Source organism: Campylobacter sp. FOBRC14 (genome assembly GCF_000287855.1).
GTDB classification, from domain to species: Bacteria; Campylobacterota; Campylobacteria; order Campylobacterales; family Campylobacteraceae; genus Campylobacter_A; species Campylobacter_A curvus.
This window is the reverse complement of the sequence record NZ_ALJJ01000012.1, coordinates 76,236-95,861: the sequence shown is the minus strand read 5'-3', so window position 1 is coordinate 95,861 and position 19,626 is coordinate 76,236. Positions and strand designations below refer to the sequence as shown.

The following is a 19,626-nucleotide window of genomic DNA, read 5'->3' as shown; positions in this document are numbered from 1 at the left end:
CTTTCTTACCAGCGATAATGAGCAAACGCTTTATTAGCCTCTGCCATTTTGTAGGTATCCTCTTTTTTCTTGAAAGATGCGCCTTTTGAATTTGCGGCATCAAGAAGCTCGTTTGCCAGCTTGTCTATCATGGTTCTTTCGCTTCTTTTTCTAGCGTAAGTGATCAGCCAGCGGATCGCAAGCGCTTGTTGGCGGACAGGACGAACCTCCACAGGGACTTGATACGTCGCACCGCCTACACGGCGTGATTTTACCTCTAGGATAGGTTTTACGTTTTCGATAGCATCGTTAAAAACATCTATGCCTTTAACATCGCCGCCTTTTTTCTCGATAGCTTTAAGCGCTCCATACATGATCTCTGTGGCGACGCTTTTTTTGCCGTCATACATCAAAGAGTTAATAAATTTAGTGATTACTTTGTTTCCGTAAATCGGATCAGGTAAGACTTCCCTTACAGGGGCTTTTCTTCTTCTCATTTTGATTTTTCCTTCAAATTTTATAAATTTTACTCAAACGTTTGCAAATCTACGCAACGTCTGCGAACCTAAATTTTACTTTTTAGCAGCTGCAGCAGCGCCTGCTTTAGGGCGTTTCGCACCGTATTTTGAACGTGCAACAGTTCTTTTTGCGACACCAGCAGTATCTAGCGCACCGCGAACGATGTGGTATTTAACACCCGGTAAGTCCTTGACACGACCGCCGCGTACCAGTACGATGCTGTGTTCTTGTAGGTTATGGCCCTCACCGCCGATGTAGCTGATAACTTCAAAACCGCTTGTAAGCCTGACTTTGGCAACTTTCCTCAAAGCTGAGTTTGGTTTTTTAGGAGTCGTAGTATAGACCCTAGTGCAAACTCCTCTTCTTTGAGGGCACTCTTTTAGCGCTGGAGATTTTGACTTGACGGTCACTTTCTTGCGCTCTTTTCTGACCAATTGATTTATGGTTGGCACAGTAATTCCTTTCGACTAAATTTATTAAAAAGACCTAATAATATTTAAAAACAACTTAAATAATGATTAATCAAATTTTAAAATAGCAAAACACAAGGCCGTTTTACTTTATCAATACTCATACGTTCCTTTTTTGATAAAGCCGTTCTCATCTTTTAAAATTTCGCCTTTCGCGATGACATACTCAAGCCCTAAATTTTCGTCAAAAAGTAGCAAATCAGCATCATATCCTATTGAAATTTTGCCCTTTTTATCGGCGATAGCGATAGAATTTGCAACATTTGTAGTAAAAAACACCAAAGCCTCCTCCAAGCCAAAGCCGTCATTTACCAAGCTTAAAAATTCTTCAAACAAAGCTCGTACGCTGGCAACGCCGATCTCAAGTAGCTTCCCGTCAGCGTCATAGCTGGAAAAGCTACCATATCCATCGGAGCTGACGGTTATTCTATCGGTGCTTAAGCCCTGGGATTTTATACGCTTGATCGCCTCCAGCGGGCTTAGATGATTTTTGCAGGTAAGATCGATATATCCGCCGTCCTTTAGAAATTTAACGGCTTCATTAAATAAATTTTCATTTCTATTTACATGCGTAGGCTGAAAAAACGTAATAGGGATGTCAAATTCTTCTAACGCCTCATAAACTAGCCCGAGCCCCTTTTTACCGTCGCCCATATGAAGCGTAGTGTGGCCTGATTTGGAGCTGATCATCCCGGCGACCCTACCGGCCGAGACAATGCGGGCCAGCTCATTTTTGCTGACGGACGAGGAGCGGTGGTCGCTGATGGCCAGCTTTATGCCTATGATCTTATCTACAAATACGATGTCTTTTTGTATATCGCCCGTGATAGTCGGGGTTTGTACGTTATATGCGCCGGTGTGAGCGTAGCAAGTGATACCTTCGTCATTTAGCGCGTTTGCCTTTGCGACTAAATTTTCCACGCTTCTAGTCGCACTATCGGTGCCTAAAAGCCCCACCGCAGTCGTGATGCCAGCCTCTATAAATTTTGAGAGCATTATCTCGGGCACCCTAGTTTTAAAGCCGCCTTCACCGCCACCGCCCGTGATATGAACGTGCTTGTCGATGAGCCCCGGCGTAGCTATAAATTTTGAAGCCTCGATCACTTTTAAATTTGGCAAATTCGGGTTTAAATTTTCATCTATGCAGACGATCTTGCCGTTGCAGACAAAAATATCTTTACGTCCTATAAATTTAGGAGAGAAAATTTGAGCGTTTTTTATGAGCAGCATCACTCCTCCTTTTTATCTTTTAGCGGCGCTATACCGATGCCCGTGATAGCTAGGATCACGGCAAAAACGATACCCATATAGTTCATGACCGCCCAAGGCAGATATTCCACCGTCGCGACACCAAGCGTAGCCGTCATATAAGCTCCGGCCGCCGACCATGGTATGAGCGGAACGACGACGGTGCCGGAGTCCTCGAGAGTTCTGGATAAATTCTTAGCCGCCAGTCCCTTTTCTTTATAAAAGTCCTTAAACATCTCACCAGGCACCAAGATCGACAGATACGAGCTACCGGTCACAAATGCAACCGTCAAACAAGACGATATGGTCGAGATGATGACTCCAGCTTGCGATCTGACCTTTGACATTATCGTGTGAAGCACGACGCTTAGCATACCGGTAACGGATAAAATCCCGGCAAAGCCCATAGCACAGATGACGAGGATGGTCGTGGCATTTACCGAGCTCACACCGCCTCTGTTTAAAAGCTTCATCATATCTTTTGAAAATTCACCATCAAGTCCGCTCATGTTTAGATTAAAGCCGCTCATCACGGATATCAGACCGTTTTTGAGGCTAAAGCCCTGTAAAAATACACCAAACAATACAGCCATAAAAGACGATATGAGCATCACGGGTATGGTCGGCCATTTTAAAAAAGAGCCCGCTAGGACTAAAATCGCCGGCAGAAAAAGGATAACGTGAAAGTCAAAAACTCTATCAAGCTCGGTCTGAAGCGACAGTATCGATGCCGAGACATCACTACCGCTCGCTGCGCCCGAGCCTATAAAAAGATAAACGACGATCGCTACGATAGTAGCCGGCACGGTCGTGTAAAGCATATGTCTGATATGCTCGTAAAGCTCCGAGCCTGCGGCTATCGGGGCTAAATTTGTAGTATCTGAAAGCGGAGAGAGCTTATCGCCAAAATAAGCTCCTGCTACGACGGCTCCGGCAGTCGCAGCCAGATCTACATTAAGACCCTGAGCGATACCCATCACAGCTACGCCCACCGTGCCGGCCGACCCCCAGGACGTACCTGTGACGGTCGATAGGATGGCGCATATCAAAAAGGCGGTAACGACGAGGTATTTTGGGCTGATGATCCCGACGCCGTAGTAGATGATCATCGGTATCGTGCCGGAAAACATCCACGAGCCAATAAGTAGGCCCACGACCCAAAGTATCATGAGCGCCGGAAGCGAGCTTGAAATTTTGTCGATTATACCCACTTCGAGCTCTTTGTAAGAGTAGCCAAGCCGCCAGGCGATGAGCCCGGCAACGAGCGCCGAGGTCAAAATGATAGGTTCGACTTTAAGCTTGTAGTAGCCCACTCCCAAAGCAAGTCCGAAAATCATGACCAAAACCGGCGTAACGCTTTGCAAGAACGTCGGCTTCAACTTTTCGCCAGACATGACAGCCTCCTTAAATTTAGATTTATTAAAAATCTATATTCTAAAGGCTTAAGATATTATAAAAATTTAATATTAAAAATAAGATTTTTATATTTGATTAGTAAAATGTAACAAAAGCTAAATTTTAGTCCGCCTTGATGGCATATTTGCCGCTTCCACAAAAGATCGTGCAAAGAGCCATAGCCATATAAAGATATAAAATTTCAGCCTCAAAGCCGCCGTGTCCGGTAAGAGCCAAGAAATTTGGATGCGCAAGATAAACTATAAACAGCGCATTTGCAGTGATTATAGCTGCGGCGACTCTCGAATAAAACCCGATGATCAGCATAAGCGGAGCCAAAACCTCGGTGATATAAACGCCATAAGCGAAAAATTCCGGCATCCCGGCCGAAGCTACCATCGATTTTATAAAGCCGATGCCGCCTGTAAGCTTTCTAAAGCCATGCATAAACAGGCAAATGCCAAGGCCAAGCCTCACAAAAAGCAGTCCTAAATCTTGATTTTTCATCGATAGTCCTTTTGGATCTTAAATTTTAATAGGATTGTATAAGAAGAAAGTAAATAATAAAGAGCCTCAAAATGAGGCTCTTGCGTCAAATTTGCTTGATTTTTATCTTTTTATCTTTATAAAGACCTGTGCCCACTGGTATCATACGACCCAAGATGACATTTTCTTTTAGATCTTCGAGATAGTCAAATTTCGCTGCGATCGATGCCTCCGTGAGGACCTTTGTGGTCTCTTGGAAAGATGCAGCCGAGATGACGCTATCGCTTCCGATAGCCGCACGCGTGACGCCAAGAAGGATCGGCTCGGCTATCGCCGGCTCTCCACCCATTTTCATTATGCGCTCGTTCTCCTCTTTAAATTTATTTCTTGAGACCATATCGCCGACAATGAAATTTGTATTTCCGCTATCTACGATCTTTACTTGGCGAAGCATTTGAGAGACGATGATCTCGATGTGCTTATCTGCGATCGCGACACCTTGTCGGCGATAAACTTGCTGAATTTCGCTTATCAGATAGTAATGTAACGCCTTTTCGCCCAAGATCCTCAAGATATCGTGGCTTGATATCAAGCCATCGGTAAGCTTTTCGCCAGCATGGACGAATTCGCCGTTTCTGACTTGAATTTGACGCGTCTTATCGATCAAGTATTCGGCGGTAGCGCCGTCTTCGGCCTCGATGATGATGCGCTCTTTAGAGCGAAGCGGCTTGTCAAATCTAACTACGCCGTCGATCTCGGCAACTATAGCCGTATTTTTCGGACGTCTAGCCTCAAATAGCTCACTGACACGCGGAAGACCGCCGGTGATATCTTTTGATTTTGCGACCGCCTTTGGCGTCCTGGCGAGCACATCGGCCTGAGCGACCTCGGCACCGTCAGCTACGAATATCGCGGTCTTTGGATCGAGTTGATATTTTATCATACCGCCATTTTTAGTCGCAACGACGATGGTCGGCTTGACTCCGCTTGGCAAGTACTCGTTGATGACAAGACGGCTTTGTCCTGTCGCCTCGTCAAACTGCTCGGCGGCGGAATATCCAGGCTCGATATCCTCGTAAGAGACCACGCCCGCCTCCTCGGCGATAGTCGGAGTAGAATAAGGGTCCCACTCTGCAATAACGAGTTTATCGCTATTTTCAGGAAGCGCGATGACGCTTTTTGCCTCCACGTTTTCATTATCGGAAAGCTGGATGATAGAATTTCTTGGTATATAGTGGCGGACCGCCTCACGACCGTCTTTGTCGGAAACTACGACAAATAGGCCTTTTTCTGTGACCTTGTGTCCCTTTTTGATATCTTTTAAACGATCCAAATAATCACCGTTTAATATAAAGAATTTTATCACTCCGCTCGCATCAGCCAAAATTTTCTGCGTCACAGGCTCGCCGTCGGCGATCTTAAGCTCGCTGGCAAACGGGATACGATTGGGCACGTTCCAGCCCTCTTTGATGATCTCTACGATACTCTCGTTCGCAGCTACTTTATCGCCGCTTGAGTATGGTATATACATCTTTCCTTCGATCTTGCCGCTTACGCCCGCAAGCTCGTTTGGCTTAGCCAGATCGTTTCTTCTTATCGTATATTTGGCCTCTTCTTTTTTGCCTTTGATCGTGATATTTACGTCTTCGTGGGCAAATTCTATCTCTATTTTACCGTCGATCGTAGATTTTATCTTTGGCTCGACCAGCAATACGGCAGCGCTTCGCCTGTTTGCAACGATCCTTTTGCCGTTATTTTCGTAAGTGTTAAGGTTATAATACCTTATGAAGCCCTCTTTTTGGGCTATGACTTGACGATCTTGCTGCTCGGTGGAGGCCGTTCCTCCGATGTGGAAAGTCCTAAGCGTTAGCTGAGTTCCAGGCTCGCCGATAGATTGAGCCGAAATGATGCCCACAGCCTCGCCGGGTTTTACGAGCTTGCCTTCGCCCAAATTTATACCGTAGCATTTAGCGCAGACGCCTTTTGGCGCTTTGCATGTGATAGGCGTTCTTATGCTTACTGATTTTATGCCCGCTTCGCTGATGGTCTTTGCCTTTTCCTCGTCAAGCAGTGTGCCTTCGGAGAATAAAATTTCATTTGTTATCGGATCGATAACGTCATCTGCCAAAACACGTCCTAAAACGCGCTCTTCCAGGCTCTCGATTAGCTCGCCGTTTTCGGTGATGTCGGTTATCTCGACGCCCTCGTGAGTACCGCAGTCATGCATAGTGACCTTCACATTTTGCGCCACGTCGATGAGCTTTCTTGTTAAATAACCGGCATTTGCCGTTTTAAGAGCGGTATCAGCTAGACCTTTTCTAGCGCCATGGGTCGAGATGAAGTACTCCATCATATTTAGACCCTCGCGGAAATTTGAAGTGATAGGCGTTTCGATGATAGAGCCGTCAGGTTTTGCCATCAGACCGCGCATACCGGCAAGCTGGCGGATCTGCGCCGCAGAGCCTCTCGCACCGGAGTCCGCCATCATATAAATAGAGTTGAAACCTCCCTTATCGTTTTGGATGAGCTTCATCATCTCGCCTGCGACGGTGTTATTCGTATCGGTCCAAATATCGACGATCTTATTATATCTCTCAGAGTCAGTAAGCAAGCCAGCTCCGTATTGACGCTGAATTTCGCGGACTTTTTTCTTTGCCTCGTCGATATGCTTTTGCTTGCTCTCCGGCACGATGATATCTGCGATAGATATTGAAATTCCAGCCTTTGTAGCGTATCTAAAGCCTAAATTCTTAAGCTTATCAAGAAAATCAGCCGTGACCTCTAGCCCGCCGTTGCGATAGACATAATCAACTAAATTCGCGATATCTTTTTTCTTCATTATCTTGTTCCACATGTTATCCGGGACAAAATCAGGCAATATCGCGCGAAGTATCAAGCGGCCGGCTGTAGTGAACATAGTCTTGCCATCGACCATAGTCTTGATCTTTGCGTGCAGACCAAGAGTATTGGCCTCCTCGGCTATCATGACCTCATCGACGCTAGAGAAAATTTTATTTGCGCCCTTCTCGTCGTTTCGCTCAAGACTTAGATAATAAATTCCAAGGACCATGTCTTGGCTAGGGACAGTTATCGCTTTGCCGCTTGCAGGAAGCAAGATATTCATCGAGCTTAGCATCAAAATTTTGCACTCTGCGATCGCCTCTTGGCTTAGCGGCACGTGAACAGCCATCTGATCGCCGTCAAAGTCGGCATTGAAAGCGGCACAAACGAGCGGGTGAAGCTGGATAGCCTTGCCCTCGACAAGTACCGGGTGAAACGCCTGGATAGAGAGCTTGTGAAGTGTCGGAGCGCGGTTTAGCATGACCGGATGGTCTTTAACGACCTCCTCTAGGCACTCCCAAACCTCGTTCGTCTTATCCTCTATCATCTTTTTAGCTTGTTTTACGGTCGTTGCATAGCCTTTTTCCTCAAGGCGAGCGAGCAAATGCGGCTTAAACAGCTCTAGTGCCATTTTCTTAGGCAGACCGCATTGATCCATCCTTAGCTTTGGTCCGACAACAATGACGGAACGTCCCGAGAAGTCCACGCGCTTTCCTAGCAAATTCTGACGGAAGCGACCCTGTTTTCCTTTGATGATCTCGCTTAAGGATTTAAGAGGGCGTTTGTTTGCGCCCTTTACGGCATTTGCACGGCGACCGTTGTCAAATAACGCATCAACGGCTTCTTGCAACATCCTCTTTTCGTTCCTTATAATGATCTCCGGTGCATCAAGCTCCAGTAGGCGCTTTAGACGGCTGTTTCTATTTATGACACGGCGATAAAGATCATTCACGTCTGAAACTGCGAATTTGCCGCCGTCAAGGCTGACTAACGGCCTAAGATCAGGTGGCAAAACAGGCAAATTCGTGATCATCATCCACTCCGGACGGTTGCCTGAATTTAAAAAGCTCTCGATAACTTTCAAGCGTTTTACTATCACTTTTTTCTTCGCATCGGAATTCGTAGACTCCACTTCAAGCTTTAGCTGCTCTAAAATTTCAGTCAGATCAAGCTCTGCTAGCATATCATGGATGACTTCGCCACCCATTCTGGCCGCAAAACCGCTGTCCTCATAACGAGCGGCCAAGGATTGATACTGCTCCTCGTTTAAAACATCGTATTTTTCGACCTTTTTAGAATTTTCATTATCATAAAAGGCTTCGCCAGGGTTTTCGACGATATACGCCTCGTAGTAAAGCACGCGCTCAAGATCTTTCATCTTTATGCCAAGTAGTGTTCCGATGCGGCTTGGGAGTGAATTTACATACCAGATGTGCGCGACCGGAGTCACTAGCTCGATGTGCCCCATGCGTGAGCGGCGGACTTTCGAGCTTGTCACCTCGACGCCGCATTTTTCGCATTTGATACCTTTGTAGCGCATCTTTTTATATTTTCCGCAAAGGCACTCGTAGTCGCGGATAGGTCCGAAAATTTTGGCGCAAAACAGACCGTCACGCTCAGGCTTTAGTGTGCGGTAGTTGATAGTCTCAGGCTTTTTGACCTCGCCATAGCTCCATGATTTTATCTTTTCAGGGCTTGCCAAACGAAGCTGAAAAGCCTCAAAATCGCGCGGTCTATGCTCCTCTTTTATCTCAACTGGTTTTAAATTATTCATTTTCATTTGTCTCGTCCTCATCATATACTTCTACATCAAGAGCTAGCGACTTTAGCTCGTTGGTCAGAACAAAGAAAGTCTCAGGGATGCCAGTCTCCGGCACGTTCTCTCCGCGTGTCAATGCCTTATAAGCAGACAAACGGCCGTCTACATCGTCTGATTTGACAGTCAGCATCTCTCTAAGCGTATGCGCTGCGCCATAAGCCTCAAGCGCCCAAACCTCCATCTCTCCAAATCTTTGACCGCCAAATAGCGCCTTGCCGCCGACTGGCTGCTGAGTGACTAGGCTGTATGGTCCCGTGCTTCTTGCGTGGACTTTCTCATCGACTAGGTGGTGGAGTTTTAGCATATACATGCAGCCCACATTGACGCGTTCGCGAATTTTCGAGCCCGTTCGTCCGTCGTAAAGCTCGGTCTTACCGTCACTATCGATCTTTGCCATCTCAAATAATTTGACGAATTCATCGGCTTTGACGCCCTCAAAAATAGGAGTGGCAAATCTAACGCCGTTGCTCCAATCCTTTGCGTATTCAAGCAGCTTCTCATCGCTCATCTTGCCAAGTGCATTTTTAGCGTTCATAAGCTTTGAAACGCTTGCGATCTCTATCATCTTGGCCCTTAGCTCTTTTAGCCACTCGCCTTTTTTGGTTTCAAAAATTTCATTTATCTGCTCGCCCAAGCGATATCCTACAAGGCCCAAGTGAGACTCCAAAATTTGACCGATATTCATACGACTAGGAACGCCAAGAGGGTTTAGCACGATATCAACGATCTGACCGCTCGGAAGATACGGCATATCGACTTCTGGCACGATATTTGAGACGATACCTTTGTTGCCGTGGCGACCGGCCATCTTATCGCCTACTTTTAGCTTGCGCTTAGTGGCGATATAGACCTTGACCAGTTTGACTACGCCACTTGGCAGGATATCGTCTTTTTCTAAAATTTCGATCTTGGAGTCATGCTCCTCTTTTAGCTTTTTCTTCTCGTTTTGGAAATAGTTTTTAAGCTCGTCATATTTTTTCTGAACCTCTTTTGAAAAGCCCTTTACGATAGAATTCAGCGTGAAGCGGTTGATGTTTTCAAGATCGGCTTTGTTGATTTTCGAGCCCTTCTTATATGTCTTTTTATTGATAGACTGCTCACTGGTAAGCTGGCTCTTAGATAGTAGCGAAGTGACCTTTAGCATCTCCTCTCTATCTAGCATCAATAGCCTGTCGTGGTGTTCTTTTTCCAAAAGGGCCTTCTCTTCCTCGTAGGCTTTATGCGTTCTGCTGTCTTTTTCGTGGCCCTTTTTGGTAAAAATTTTGACATCTACGACGACACCTTCCATAGAGGCCGAAGCGTAAAGCGATTTATTTACCACATGACCGGCTTTCTCACCAAATATCGCGCGTAGCAAGCGCTCCTCTGGGGTCGGCTTCACTTCGCCTTTTGGAGAGACTTTACCGACTAATATCATACCGGGCTTTATCTGCGTGCCTATCTTTACGATACCGCTTTCATCAAGATGAAGCAGGTCTTCTTCTTTGATATTAGGTATGTCTTTGGTGATCTCCTCTACGCCGTCTTTTAGCTCGCGAGCTTCGATCTCTTTTTCATAAATATGGACGCTAGTGAATGCATCCTCGCGAATCATCTTTTCACTGATGACGATAGCATCCTCGTAGTTGTAGCCGTTCCAAGGCATAAACGCGATAAGGGCGTTCTTGCCGATAGCAAGCTCGCCCTTTTCCATGCTAGGGCCATCGGCTATTATCTGATCCTCTTTTATCTCATCGCCTTTTTTGACGATAGGGTGTTGAGAAAATGTAGTATTTTGATTGGTCCTTAAATTTTTCTCAAGCGAGTAGTGATCGATATAAGGACCGGCCTCGTCCTCACCTAAGATAAAGATGTTTTTGTTATCTACCTTTTCGACTATGCCACCGCGGCGTGCTTTTATGCTTTCCCACGCATCACGAGCTATGACGCTTTCCATGCCCGTTCCCACGATAGGAGCCGTAGAGCGAAGAAGCGGCACTGCTTGGCGCTGCATGTTTGAGCCCATCAATGCACGGTTCGCATCATCATGTTCCAAAAACGGGATAAGCGAAGCTGCGACACCGGCTATCATACCGGAGCACAAATCTATCAAAGTGACATCCTCGCGTCGCGCAAGCATCATCTCGCCCTCGCGTCTGACCTCGATGAGATCCTCTACGATGTAGCCGTTTTCATCAAGCTTGGTAGAGGCTGGAGCGATAACGTTGCCCTCCTCTTGAGTAGCCGTCAGATAAACGATCTCGTCGATCACTTTGCCATCGACGACTTTTTTATAAGGAGCTTCGACAAAACCAAGGTCATTTACCTTCGCGTATGTCGAAAGTGTATTTATAAGGCCGATGTTTTGACCTTCCGGTGTCTCGACAGGGCAAATTCTGCCGTAGTGAGTCGGGTGAACGTCGCGCACCTCAAAGCCCGCACGCTCTTTTACCAAGCCGCCCTCTCCAAGCGCTGACAGACGACGTTTATGTGTGACCTCGCTAAGAGGGTTGGTCTGATCCATGAACTGACTGAGCTGGCCGCTAGTGAAGAATTCCATTATCGTTGCGGTGATCATTTTTGGATTTATGAGATCATAAGGCATGATCTCCTCTGTGTTGTTGCTTAGGCTTGTAAATTTATCACGGATCGCTTTTTGCATTTTGACGAAGCCAAGATGAAGCTCGTTCGCTAAAAGCTCGCCTATAGAGCGGATACGCCTGTTGCCCAAGTGATCCCTGTCGTCTATATGACCCTGTCCGTTTTTGACCTTTATGAGATATTTCGCAGTCTTTATGATGTCTTCGCTAGTTAAAACGGTGACATACTCGGGCACGTCAAGGGCTAGCTTGTGATTCATCTTCATACGACCGACTTTCGTAAGGTCGTATCTTTCAGGATTAAAGAATATGTCGTTTACAAAGGTCTTAGCAGCCTCTTTGACGACAGGCTCGCCCGGCCTCATTACCTTGTAAATTCTGATCGCAGAAAGATCGTTCTCATCGTCGACACCCTCTGTTTGTCTTAAAATTTTAAGCATCTCGTTATCGGCGATGAATGAATTTATGATCGCATCATCGACGCCTGAAGCGGAGTTGTTTATTATCTCGATACTGTCTTGTTCGCTTAGAATTTTGACGAGTTTATTTTCATCAAGCTGAGAAAGGGTGTCATATAGCACCTCGCCGCTTTCTTTGTTTATGACCGGGCTAGCCAAATAGCGGCTTACCAAAACCTCGGTAGGGTATTCGACCCATTTAACACCGTCTTCTATGAGCTTGTCTGCCTTTTTCTTTGTAAGGCGCTTACCTGCTTGATGAAGGACGTTGCCCTCTTCGTCTTTTATATCGTAGTCTATCCTGCCAAGATAATCATCCGGGCTAAAAGGGGTTAAAAATTTATTATTTTTTATACTTAGTGTTTGGATAGGATAAAATAGCTTTATAATGTCTTGTTTTTTATATCCGAGCGCCCTAAATAGTATAGTTACCGGCACTTTCCTGCGCTTATTTATCCTGACGTATAATACATCTTTCGTGTCGTATTCAAAATATAGCCAGCTTCCTCTATCAGGTATGATCTGAGCGGTATAAATGAGCTTGTTTGCGACCGTTGCGCTCTCCTCTTGTTTGAAAATAACGCCTGGACTTCTGTGAAGCTGGTTTACCACCACGCGCTCTACGCCATTTATAATAAATGAAATTCTATCGGTCATTAGGGGAATTTCACGTATAAAAATCTCTTGCTCTTTTATATCTTTTACGCCGACTTTTTCGCCGGTCTTTTCATCTTTTTCATGCACGATGAGGCGAATTTTCATCTTTAAATTTACAGAATACGTAAGGCCTCTTTCGATACATTCTCTTATCGTATATTTTGGTTTTCCGATCTCAGAGCTCACATATTCCAAACTTAGGCGATTTTGCGGATCATGTATAGGAAAAATCGATTTAAAAACTTTTTCAATCCCGCTTTCGGACTGGGTATTGTCTAAATTTAAAAAATTATCGAAGCTCTTTTTTTGTAATTGTAGTAGGTTAGGAACATCTATCTCTTTGACGACATTAGAGAAATCAACTCTAAGACGATTTCCTGAGTATAAGCTATTTAACATTGCATCTACCTCGTGGTAATTTTGAAAGAAAAGTATAGCCTCTCTTGCAAGGCATCTAAATTTAAAAAAGAGAGAGCACTAGCCCTCTCTGAAATTTTTGATAATTTCAAGAAAATGAAATTACTTAAGTTCGACTTTAGCGCCTGCTTCTTCAAGCTCTTTTTTAGCTGCCTCAGCCTCATCTTTGCTAATGCCCTCTTTAAGAACGGATGGAGTTCCTTCAACTGCGTCTTTAGCCTCTTTAAGTCCAAGACCGGTAAGAGCTCTAACGACTTTGATTACATTGATCTTCTTGTCGCCAGAATCAACCAATACGAGGTTAAATTCTGTTTTCTCTTCAGCCGCTTCAGCAGCACCGCCAGCTACTGCACCGCCAGCTACCATAACAGGAGCGGCGCTTACGCCGAATTTCTCTTCAAACTCTTTTACGAGCTCGCTAAGCTCGAGTACTGAAAGATTAGAAATAAATTCTAATACGTCTTCTTTAGTGATTGCCATTTTATTATCCTTCTAAATTTTTATGCTGATTGTTCTTTTTTCTCTTTAAGCGCATTTAGTCCAATAGTGAAATTTTGGATAGGCGCATTCCAAACTTGAAGTAGCATAGCGATAAGCTCATCGCGACTTGGCATCTTCGATAGAGCCTTGACTTTATCAACGCTTGCAACTTCTCCGTCAATATATGCTGTTTTGATTTTGAAAAGCTCGGAATTGGCTTCTTCAAATTTAACAACAACCTTTGTCACAGCTAGCTGATCTTCACTCCAAAGATAGATATTCGTATCTTTTAGGCTCATTCCGTCTTTAGCGGAATTTTTAAGAGCTATGTTAGCAAGCGTGTTTTTGATGACTTGAACTTTAACGTTTTGTTCTCTTGCAGCATTTCTCAACGCTTCAAGTTTTTTAACGCTAAGCCCGTGATAATCGCAAACAACGATCGCTTGAGCATCTTTAAATTCGCTCTCAAGTTTAGCTATAACTTCAGATTTTTCATTACGTGTCACTTTTTCTCCTTTCCGACCGGTGATTTCAAGCAGAGCGGGTCGAATCGATTAAGCCCGAAGGCCTCGGCTATCTCCAATCTAAGATATAAATTTAATTTAATAAATTATTTTAGATCCATCACTTCTTGAGTATCAAGAGCGATAGACGGGCTCATCGTCAATGACAACGAAGCATTTTTGACATATCTACCTTTTGAAGCAGACGGTTTATGCTTATTTATGGCTTTTATAAAAGTTGAGATATTCTCGTTTAGCTGTTCTTTACTAAAGCTGACCTTTCCAAGCCCTGCATGGATATTTCCTTGTTTATCGACACGAAAATTTACTTGACCGCTCTTTGCATTGTTTACAGCTTGAGCTACGTCCATAGTAACGGTCCCTGTTTTTGGATTTGGCATTAAGCCTTTTGGTCCAAGGATACGACCGACTTTACCTACTAGACCCATTAAATTTGGAGTAGCGATAAGAACATCGAAATTCATGATGCCTTTTTGGATATCCTCAACAAGCTCATCAGAGCCCACGATATCTGCGCCCGCAGCTTTTGCCTCGTCGGCTTTGGCGTCTTTTGCTATGACGGCGACACGAACGGTTTTACCTGTTCCAGCCGGCAATACCACAGAGCCACGAACCATCTGGTCGGCATGTCTTGGATCAACGTTGAGCTTAAGCGCTATTTCTACGGTTTCATCAAATTTAGCAGACGCTAAAGTTTTGATCGTAGTGATCGCTTCATCAAGATTATAAATTTTATTTTCTTCTACTTTTTTAAGTAGCTCTTGAAATCTTTTAGTAGTTTTTCCCATTAAATTCTCCGCATTTTAAAGTGCTTCCGTCTTTTGATACTCAGCCTGACGGTAAAGGCGTTTAGTCTACTATCTCGACACCCATAGAACGAGCTGAACCGGCAATGATTTTAGCCGCTTGCTCTTTATCGTTCGTATTCAAATCTACAAGTTTTTTCTCAACGATCTCTAAAACTTGAGCTTTAGTTAATTTACCAACCTTGTTTTTCAAAGGATTGTCCGTCCCTTTTGCTATGCCGGCAGCCTTCTTTATAAGGTCTGTTGCAGGTGGTTGCTTCGTGATGAATGTAAAGCTTTTATCTGCATAAACGGTTATAACGACAGGTATATTAAATCCTACCATATCCTTTGTTTTCTCATTAAAAGCTTTGCAAAATTCCATGATATTTACGCCCTTTTGACCAAGAGCTGGACCAACTGGCGGGCTTGGATTTGCCTTCGTAGCGGCAATCTGTAATTTTATTTCGCCTATAACTTTTTTAGCCATAAACTTACTCCTTAAATTATCTTTTCAACTTGTGAATATAAAATATCGACCGGCGTACTTCTGCCAAATATAGAAACATTCAAGCGAAGCTTGCCATGAACCATGTCATACTCCTCCACGATACCGGTAAAGTTCGCAAAAGGACCTTCTGTGATACGAACGCTTTCGCCCTCATCAAAGAAAATTTTAGGTTTAGGCGCAGCACGTTTTTGTACTTTTTCTAAAATAGTATTTATGTCTTTATCACTTAACGGAGTAGGCTTTTTGGACTCGCCTATAAATCTTCCGACTTTTGGCAAGGATTGAATTTTATGCCAAAGAGCGGTATCTAAATCAAGATGTGCAAAAGCATATCCGGGATAAAGCGTTCTTTCGTTTATTTTTTGTTTTCCATTTTTGATCTCGATAACGTCTTCGGTAGGAACGATGACTTCTTTTAGTTGCTCTTCGATGCCATGATCTTTGACCAAATTTTCGATACCTCTTTTTACGGCCATCTCGCTACCAGCATATGTTTGAATAGCATACCATTTATGTGCCATGTCATACTTCCTTAGATAATTTTTGAAAGACTAAATGACATGATGGCATCGACCAAAGCCAAAAAGAGCGACACTACCGTAACTACAATAAAAACGGTAATAAAAGCGTTTCTAACTTGCTCTTTTGTAGGAAATATGACCTTCAATATTTCAAGTTTTGATAGCTTTATATAGTTTATTAATTTTTCCATCTTTAACCTTATTATGGCAGGGCAAGAGGGATTCGAACCCCCAACCATTGGATTTGGAATCCAGCGCTCTACCGTTGGAGCTATTGCCCTAATGGTATCAGCCCATTAGCTTTTTAGCTTTACTTCTTTATGGAGAGTATGTTTTTTAAGCCTCGGACAATATTTTTTAAGCTCCAACTTTTCTGTCATAGTTTTACTATTTTTTGTAGTAGTATAGTTTATATCACCACTTTCAGAGCATTTTAAACCAACTTTGATTCTCATTAAATTTCCTTAAGGCAAAAGAGCAAAATCGCTCTTTTGCTAAATTTTAAATTATGCAAGTATCTTAGAAACGACACCTGAACCAACAGTTCTGCCACCCTCACGGATCGCAAAACGTGTGCCCTCTTCAAGAGCGACAGGAGCGATGAGTTCAACGGAAATTCTGACATTATCTCCAGGCATAACCATCTCAGTTCCCTCTGGAAGTGTGATAGAGCCTGTAACGTCTGTTGTTCTTACATAAAATTGTGGTCTATAGTTGTTAAAGAATGGAGTGTGGCGTCCGCCCTCCTCTTTTGTTAGAATATAAACCTCACCCTCAAATTTTGTATGAGGAGTGATTGATTTTGGCTTGCAAAGAACCATGCCGCGCTCAACGTCTTCTTTTTTAGTGCCTCTTAAAAGAACGCCTACGTTATCGCCAGCTTCGCCTTGTTCCATCTCTTTTCTAAACATCTCAACGCCAGTAACTGTCGTAGTTTGAGTAGGTTTGATACCAACGATCTCGATAGTATCGCCAACTTTTACAACACCTTTTTCGATCCTACCAGTAACGACTGTTCCACGACCCGAGATAGAGAAAACGTCTTCGATAGGCATTAGGAAGTCTTTATCGGTAGCACGAACTGGAGTTGGGATATACTCATCGACTTTATCCATAAGCTCAAGAACTTTTGCTGACCACTCACCATCAACACCTGCTTTAGCCTCTTCGAGGGCTTTAAGAGCAGAACCTGATATGATAGGAGTATCATCGCCAGGGAAGTTGTACTCGTTAAGAAGCTCGCGAATTTCCATCTCAACTAGCTCAAGAAGCTCAGCGTCATCGACCATATCGGCTTTGTTCATAAATACAACGATATATGGAACACCTACTTGGCGAGATAGCAAGATATGTTCTCTAGTTTGAGGCATAGGGCCGTCAGCAGCAGAAACGACTAGGATCGCACCGTCCATTTGAGCAGCACCGGTGATCATGTTTTTAACATAGTCGGCGTGGCCTGGGCAGTCAACGTGAGCATAGTGGCGTTTTTCTGTTTCATACTCGATGTGTGAAGTAGCGATGGTAATACCGCGCTCTTTTTCCTCTGGAGCGTTATCGATATTATCATAGTCTTTCATCTCTGCAAGACCTTTTCTTGAAAGAACAGCAGAAATAGCAGCTGTCAAAGTAGTTTTACCATGGTCGACGTGACCGATAGTACCAATGTTTACGTGTGGCTTGTTGCGTGAAAATTTTTCTTTAGCCATCTTTTCCTCCGTTGTGATATGTGACTTAATTCTAAAATTTGCATTGTTATGCAACCAAAATCGTATAAACCAGTGGAGCTCATAGCGGGACTTGAACCCGCGACCTCTTCCTTACCAAGGAAGTGCTCTACCTCTGAGCCATATGAGCGCTTTAAGACGCTTGGCCGAGACGATCTTAATTTAACAATGCAAACAACTACTATGGAAACTATAGACTGAATGACTGCGTTTAGGTAAAAATATCTATACAGCTCCCAGTTTAGTGTCCAAATTCTTGGAGCGGGAAACGGGGCTCGAACCCGCGACCCTCAGCTTGGAAGGCTGATGCTCTAGCCAACTGAGCTACTCCCGCAATAGCATGGTGGTGAGACGTGGATTCGAACCACGGAAGACATAGTCAGCAGATTTACAGTCTGCCCTCGTTGGCCGCTTGAGTATCTCACCCTTTTAACATTAAAAAATGCTTGGTATTTCTGGTCAAACACTGTTACAAAAAATGGAGCTGGTGAACGGACTTGAACCGCCGACCCACTGCTTACAAGGCAGTAGCTCTACCAACTGAGCTACACCAGCACCCTAGTTTGTGAAGTGTGAATTATATCTCAAATCAAACTAAAAGTCAAGGCTACATAAAATAATCTAATTTTATAAAATAAAACTGCAAATTTAATTAATTTTAAAAACTATATTCTTATAATATGCGAAAATTTTAATTTTAAAAGGATGAATATGGAGTTTTTACCTTGGGTCGTGATCTTGATGTTGATTTACGTCATATATTTTCTAATGATACGCTACGAAAAAAGGATCGCATCGCTCAACAAGAGGATAGAGCAAAACAGCGACGGCATAAAAGAAAATAGAGATATGATAGGACAAAATAGATCTTTGATCGAAAAAAACAAACACGACATAGAAAAAAATGCTAAAAATATAACCACAAATTTAGAAAAAATCGATATAGATTTGGACGATTAAGGTTTCCAAAATTTTTCATTTTTCTCTTTTTGCAACAAATTTTCATAGGCTTGCATTTTTACATTCACGGGCTCTAAATTTATGCCGTCTTTTTTGAGTCGGTAATATTTTCCGCCCGTCAAACAATACTTTGGCTCTAAATCATAGCGCTTAGATAGCGGTAAAACGCGAAAACTAAGGTTGTCCAGGATCAAGGGCTCTTGCTTTGTATCTTTCCAAATCGCTAAGACCATATGATATCCACCAGAAAATTTCTCTTTGACGATCAAAAGACAGCTTTGATTATCCACGCCAAGATCTTTTAGACTAGCCTCTTTCGTGATCGCATACTCCTCGCAGTCTCCACCTCCGCGGCGTAAAAATTCGCCTCTAGTGCTCCATACGTCGATGTTTGTATTATAAAAATCATCATATCTTGGTATAAGTGAATTTATATAAGAATTTACGAGTTCAAGCTTTCTCATGAAATTTTCATCTTTGATTTTTTTCATAAATTTAGCGTAGTGATTTAGTATATTTTTGCAGCGTTCGTCTTTGCACGACCCGATATTTTCGGCCAAGAGCTCGAAATTTTGCCCGTATGAAACGGCAGCGATCAGCAAAAAGACTAAATTCCTAAGCATCTCTTTGCTGCATCAAAAGCACGAGCCCTATCCTATCTTTGACGCCTAGCTTGTTGTAAATAGCCGTAGTATGGGCCTTTACGGTCCTTAACGTTATGTTTGCAGTATGTGAAATTTCGCTATTGGTTAGGCCTTGATATATCAGCTGCGATATCTCTTTTTCGCGGTTGCTAAGCTCGTTAAGGCTGTCTTTTTTGATATCGGCTTTAGCGTAAGAACCGGTCAGCTCACCTATCATCTCTTGGATAAATTCCGGATATAGCCAAACATTGCCTTTATGTATCGCCTCAAAGGCATCACTAAAGTGGATCTTTTGCATATGCGAGTTGGCGTAGCCTTTTATCCCGGTCGTAAGTAGCGACTTACCTTCACTGAATTTAGGCTCGTTAGTGAGGATCAAAATTTTTAAATTCGGGAAATTTTGCAAAATTTCGCCGATAAATTTTCGGACATCGCCCTTGATAGCGTCTTTATCGATGCCGACGATATCGGTCTTGTCGTTTAAAACGCTCGTAAAGTCTTTTTTATTGTGCGCAAATTTCACATTTTTGCCAAACGAATAGCCCCTCCATAGGTTATTCAGCGACCCGTTTTGCGTAAATAAAACTACGTTCATGTCCGTCCCCTCAT

The 19,626-nt window shown here is 43.6% G+C and carries 18 protein-coding genes and 5 tRNA genes; 1 reads left to right on the top strand and 22 read right to left on the bottom strand.

Annotated elements, in window-relative coordinates:
* Nucleotides 1–5: 5 nt before the first annotated feature.
* From rpsG to HMPREF1139_RS06190, 20 genes are all read right to left on the bottom strand, one after another.
* Nucleotides 6–476, bottom strand: a complete 471-nt coding sequence (rpsG, locus tag HMPREF1139_RS06285; RefSeq protein WP_009650489.1) for a 30S ribosomal protein S7 — start codon at nt 474–476, stop codon at nt 6–8.
* Nucleotides 477–551: 75 nt separating this feature from the next.
* Nucleotides 552–950 (bottom strand): 30S ribosomal protein S12, encoded by a 399-nt coding sequence (gene rpsL, locus HMPREF1139_RS06280; RefSeq protein ID WP_011992521.1) that lies wholly within the window; start codon nt 948–950, stop codon nt 552–554.
* 111 nt (nt 951–1,061) lie between these two features.
* Entirely contained in the window at nt 1,062–2,198 is a 1,137-nt protein-coding gene (gene iadA / locus HMPREF1139_RS06275; protein ID WP_009650508.1) for a beta-aspartyl-peptidase, read from the bottom strand.
* On the bottom strand, nt 2,198–3,610 hold the full coding sequence (gene nhaC / locus HMPREF1139_RS06270) for a Na+/H+ antiporter NhaC (RefSeq protein WP_009650549.1): 1,413 nt from the start codon (nt 3,608–3,610) through the stop codon (nt 2,198–2,200). The genes iadA and nhaC overlap by 1 nt, the downstream gene beginning before the upstream one ends.
* 124 nt (nt 3,611–3,734) lie before the next feature.
* On the bottom strand, nt 3,735–4,118 hold the full coding sequence (locus HMPREF1139_RS06265) for a DoxX family protein (protein WP_009650464.1): 384 nt from the start codon (nt 4,116–4,118) through the stop codon (nt 3,735–3,737).
* A gap of 85 nt (nt 4,119–4,203) precedes the next feature.
* Nucleotides 4,204–8,712 carry a DNA-directed RNA polymerase subunit beta' gene (gene rpoC, locus HMPREF1139_RS06260; protein ID WP_034966231.1) on the bottom strand — a complete coding sequence of 1,503 codons (4,509 nt, stop codon included), beginning with the start codon at nt 8,710–8,712 and terminating at the stop codon, nt 4,204–4,206.
* Complete coding sequence (rpoB, locus tag HMPREF1139_RS06255; RefSeq protein ID WP_011992907.1) at nt 8,705–12,850, bottom strand: DNA-directed RNA polymerase subunit beta; 4,146 nt, start codon at nt 12,848–12,850, stop codon at nt 8,705–8,707. Before rpoB ends, rpoC begins: the two co-directional genes overlap by 8 nt.
* A 120-nt stretch (nt 12,851–12,970) precedes the next feature.
* Complete coding sequence (gene rplL, locus HMPREF1139_RS06250; RefSeq protein WP_009650519.1) at nt 12,971–13,348, bottom strand: 50S ribosomal protein L7/L12; 378 nt, start codon at nt 13,346–13,348, stop codon at nt 12,971–12,973.
* A gap of 20 nt (nt 13,349–13,368) precedes the next feature.
* The gene (gene rplJ / locus HMPREF1139_RS06245; protein WP_009650456.1) at nt 13,369–13,854 is read right to left on the bottom strand and encodes a 50S ribosomal protein L10; all 486 of its coding nucleotides are present in this window, start codon (nt 13,852–13,854) and stop codon (nt 13,369–13,371) included.
* Between the two features lie 104 nt (nt 13,855–13,958).
* Complete coding sequence (rplA, locus tag HMPREF1139_RS06240; RefSeq protein ID WP_009650539.1) at nt 13,959–14,660, bottom strand: 50S ribosomal protein L1; 702 nt, start codon at nt 14,658–14,660, stop codon at nt 13,959–13,961.
* A gap of 61 nt (nt 14,661–14,721) precedes the next feature.
* On the bottom strand, nt 14,722–15,147 hold the full coding sequence (rplK, locus tag HMPREF1139_RS06235) for a 50S ribosomal protein L11 (RefSeq protein ID WP_009650483.1): 426 nt from the start codon (nt 15,145–15,147) through the stop codon (nt 14,722–14,724).
* An 11-nt stretch (nt 15,148–15,158) separates the two neighbouring features.
* Nucleotides 15,159–15,689, bottom strand: a complete 531-nt coding sequence (gene nusG / locus HMPREF1139_RS06230; RefSeq protein ID WP_009650518.1) for a transcription termination/antitermination protein NusG — start codon at nt 15,687–15,689, stop codon at nt 15,159–15,161.
* An 11-nt stretch (nt 15,690–15,700) separates the two neighbouring features.
* On the bottom strand, nt 15,701–15,880 hold the full coding sequence (secE, locus tag HMPREF1139_RS12135) for a preprotein translocase subunit SecE (protein ID WP_011992523.1): 180 nt from the start codon (nt 15,878–15,880) through the stop codon (nt 15,701–15,703).
* A gap of 14 nt (nt 15,881–15,894) precedes the next feature.
* Nucleotides 15,895–15,970: transfer RNA gene (locus tag HMPREF1139_RS06220), tRNA-Trp, on the bottom strand.
* A gap of 15 nt (nt 15,971–15,985) precedes the next feature.
* The gene (gene rpmG, locus HMPREF1139_RS06215) at nt 15,986–16,144 is read right to left on the bottom strand and encodes a 50S ribosomal protein L33 (RefSeq protein ID WP_018136209.1); all 159 of its coding nucleotides are present in this window, start codon (nt 16,142–16,144) and stop codon (nt 15,986–15,988) included.
* A gap of 51 nt (nt 16,145–16,195) precedes the next feature.
* Nucleotides 16,196–17,395 carry an elongation factor Tu gene (tuf, locus tag HMPREF1139_RS06210; RefSeq protein ID WP_009650564.1) on the bottom strand — a complete coding sequence of 400 codons (1,200 nt, stop codon included), beginning with the start codon at nt 17,393–17,395 and terminating at the stop codon, nt 16,196–16,198.
* Between the two features lie 73 nt (nt 17,396–17,468).
* A tRNA-Thr gene (locus tag HMPREF1139_RS06205) sits at nt 17,469–17,543 on the bottom strand.
* Between the two features lie 127 nt (nt 17,544–17,670).
* Nucleotides 17,671–17,747, bottom strand: a tRNA-Gly gene (locus HMPREF1139_RS06200).
* Between the two features lie 7 nt (nt 17,748–17,754).
* Nucleotides 17,755–17,839: transfer RNA gene (locus HMPREF1139_RS06195), tRNA-Tyr, on the bottom strand.
* A 53-nt stretch (nt 17,840–17,892) separates the two neighbouring features.
* Nucleotides 17,893–17,968 (bottom strand) — tRNA-Thr (locus tag HMPREF1139_RS06190).
* Between the two features lie 156 nt (nt 17,969–18,124).
* Between HMPREF1139_RS06190 and HMPREF1139_RS06185 the strand changes: the two genes are divergently transcribed.
* On the top strand, nt 18,125–18,373 hold the full coding sequence (locus HMPREF1139_RS06185; protein ID WP_009650473.1) for a hypothetical protein: 249 nt from the start codon (nt 18,125–18,127) through the stop codon (nt 18,371–18,373).
* Here HMPREF1139_RS06185 and HMPREF1139_RS06180 read toward each other — a convergent pair.
* On the bottom strand, nt 18,370–18,996 hold the full coding sequence (locus HMPREF1139_RS06180) for a transglutaminase-like cysteine peptidase (protein WP_009650485.1): 627 nt from the start codon (nt 18,994–18,996) through the stop codon (nt 18,370–18,372). The genes HMPREF1139_RS06185 and HMPREF1139_RS06180 overlap by 4 nt on opposite strands.
* Nucleotides 18,989–19,612: a response regulator transcription factor gene (locus HMPREF1139_RS06175; RefSeq protein WP_009650458.1), complete on the bottom strand. Its 624-nt coding sequence runs from the start codon at nt 19,610–19,612 to the stop codon at nt 18,989–18,991. The genes HMPREF1139_RS06180 and HMPREF1139_RS06175 overlap by 8 nt, the downstream gene beginning before the upstream one ends.
* Nucleotides 19,613–19,626: the final 14 nt, after the last annotated feature.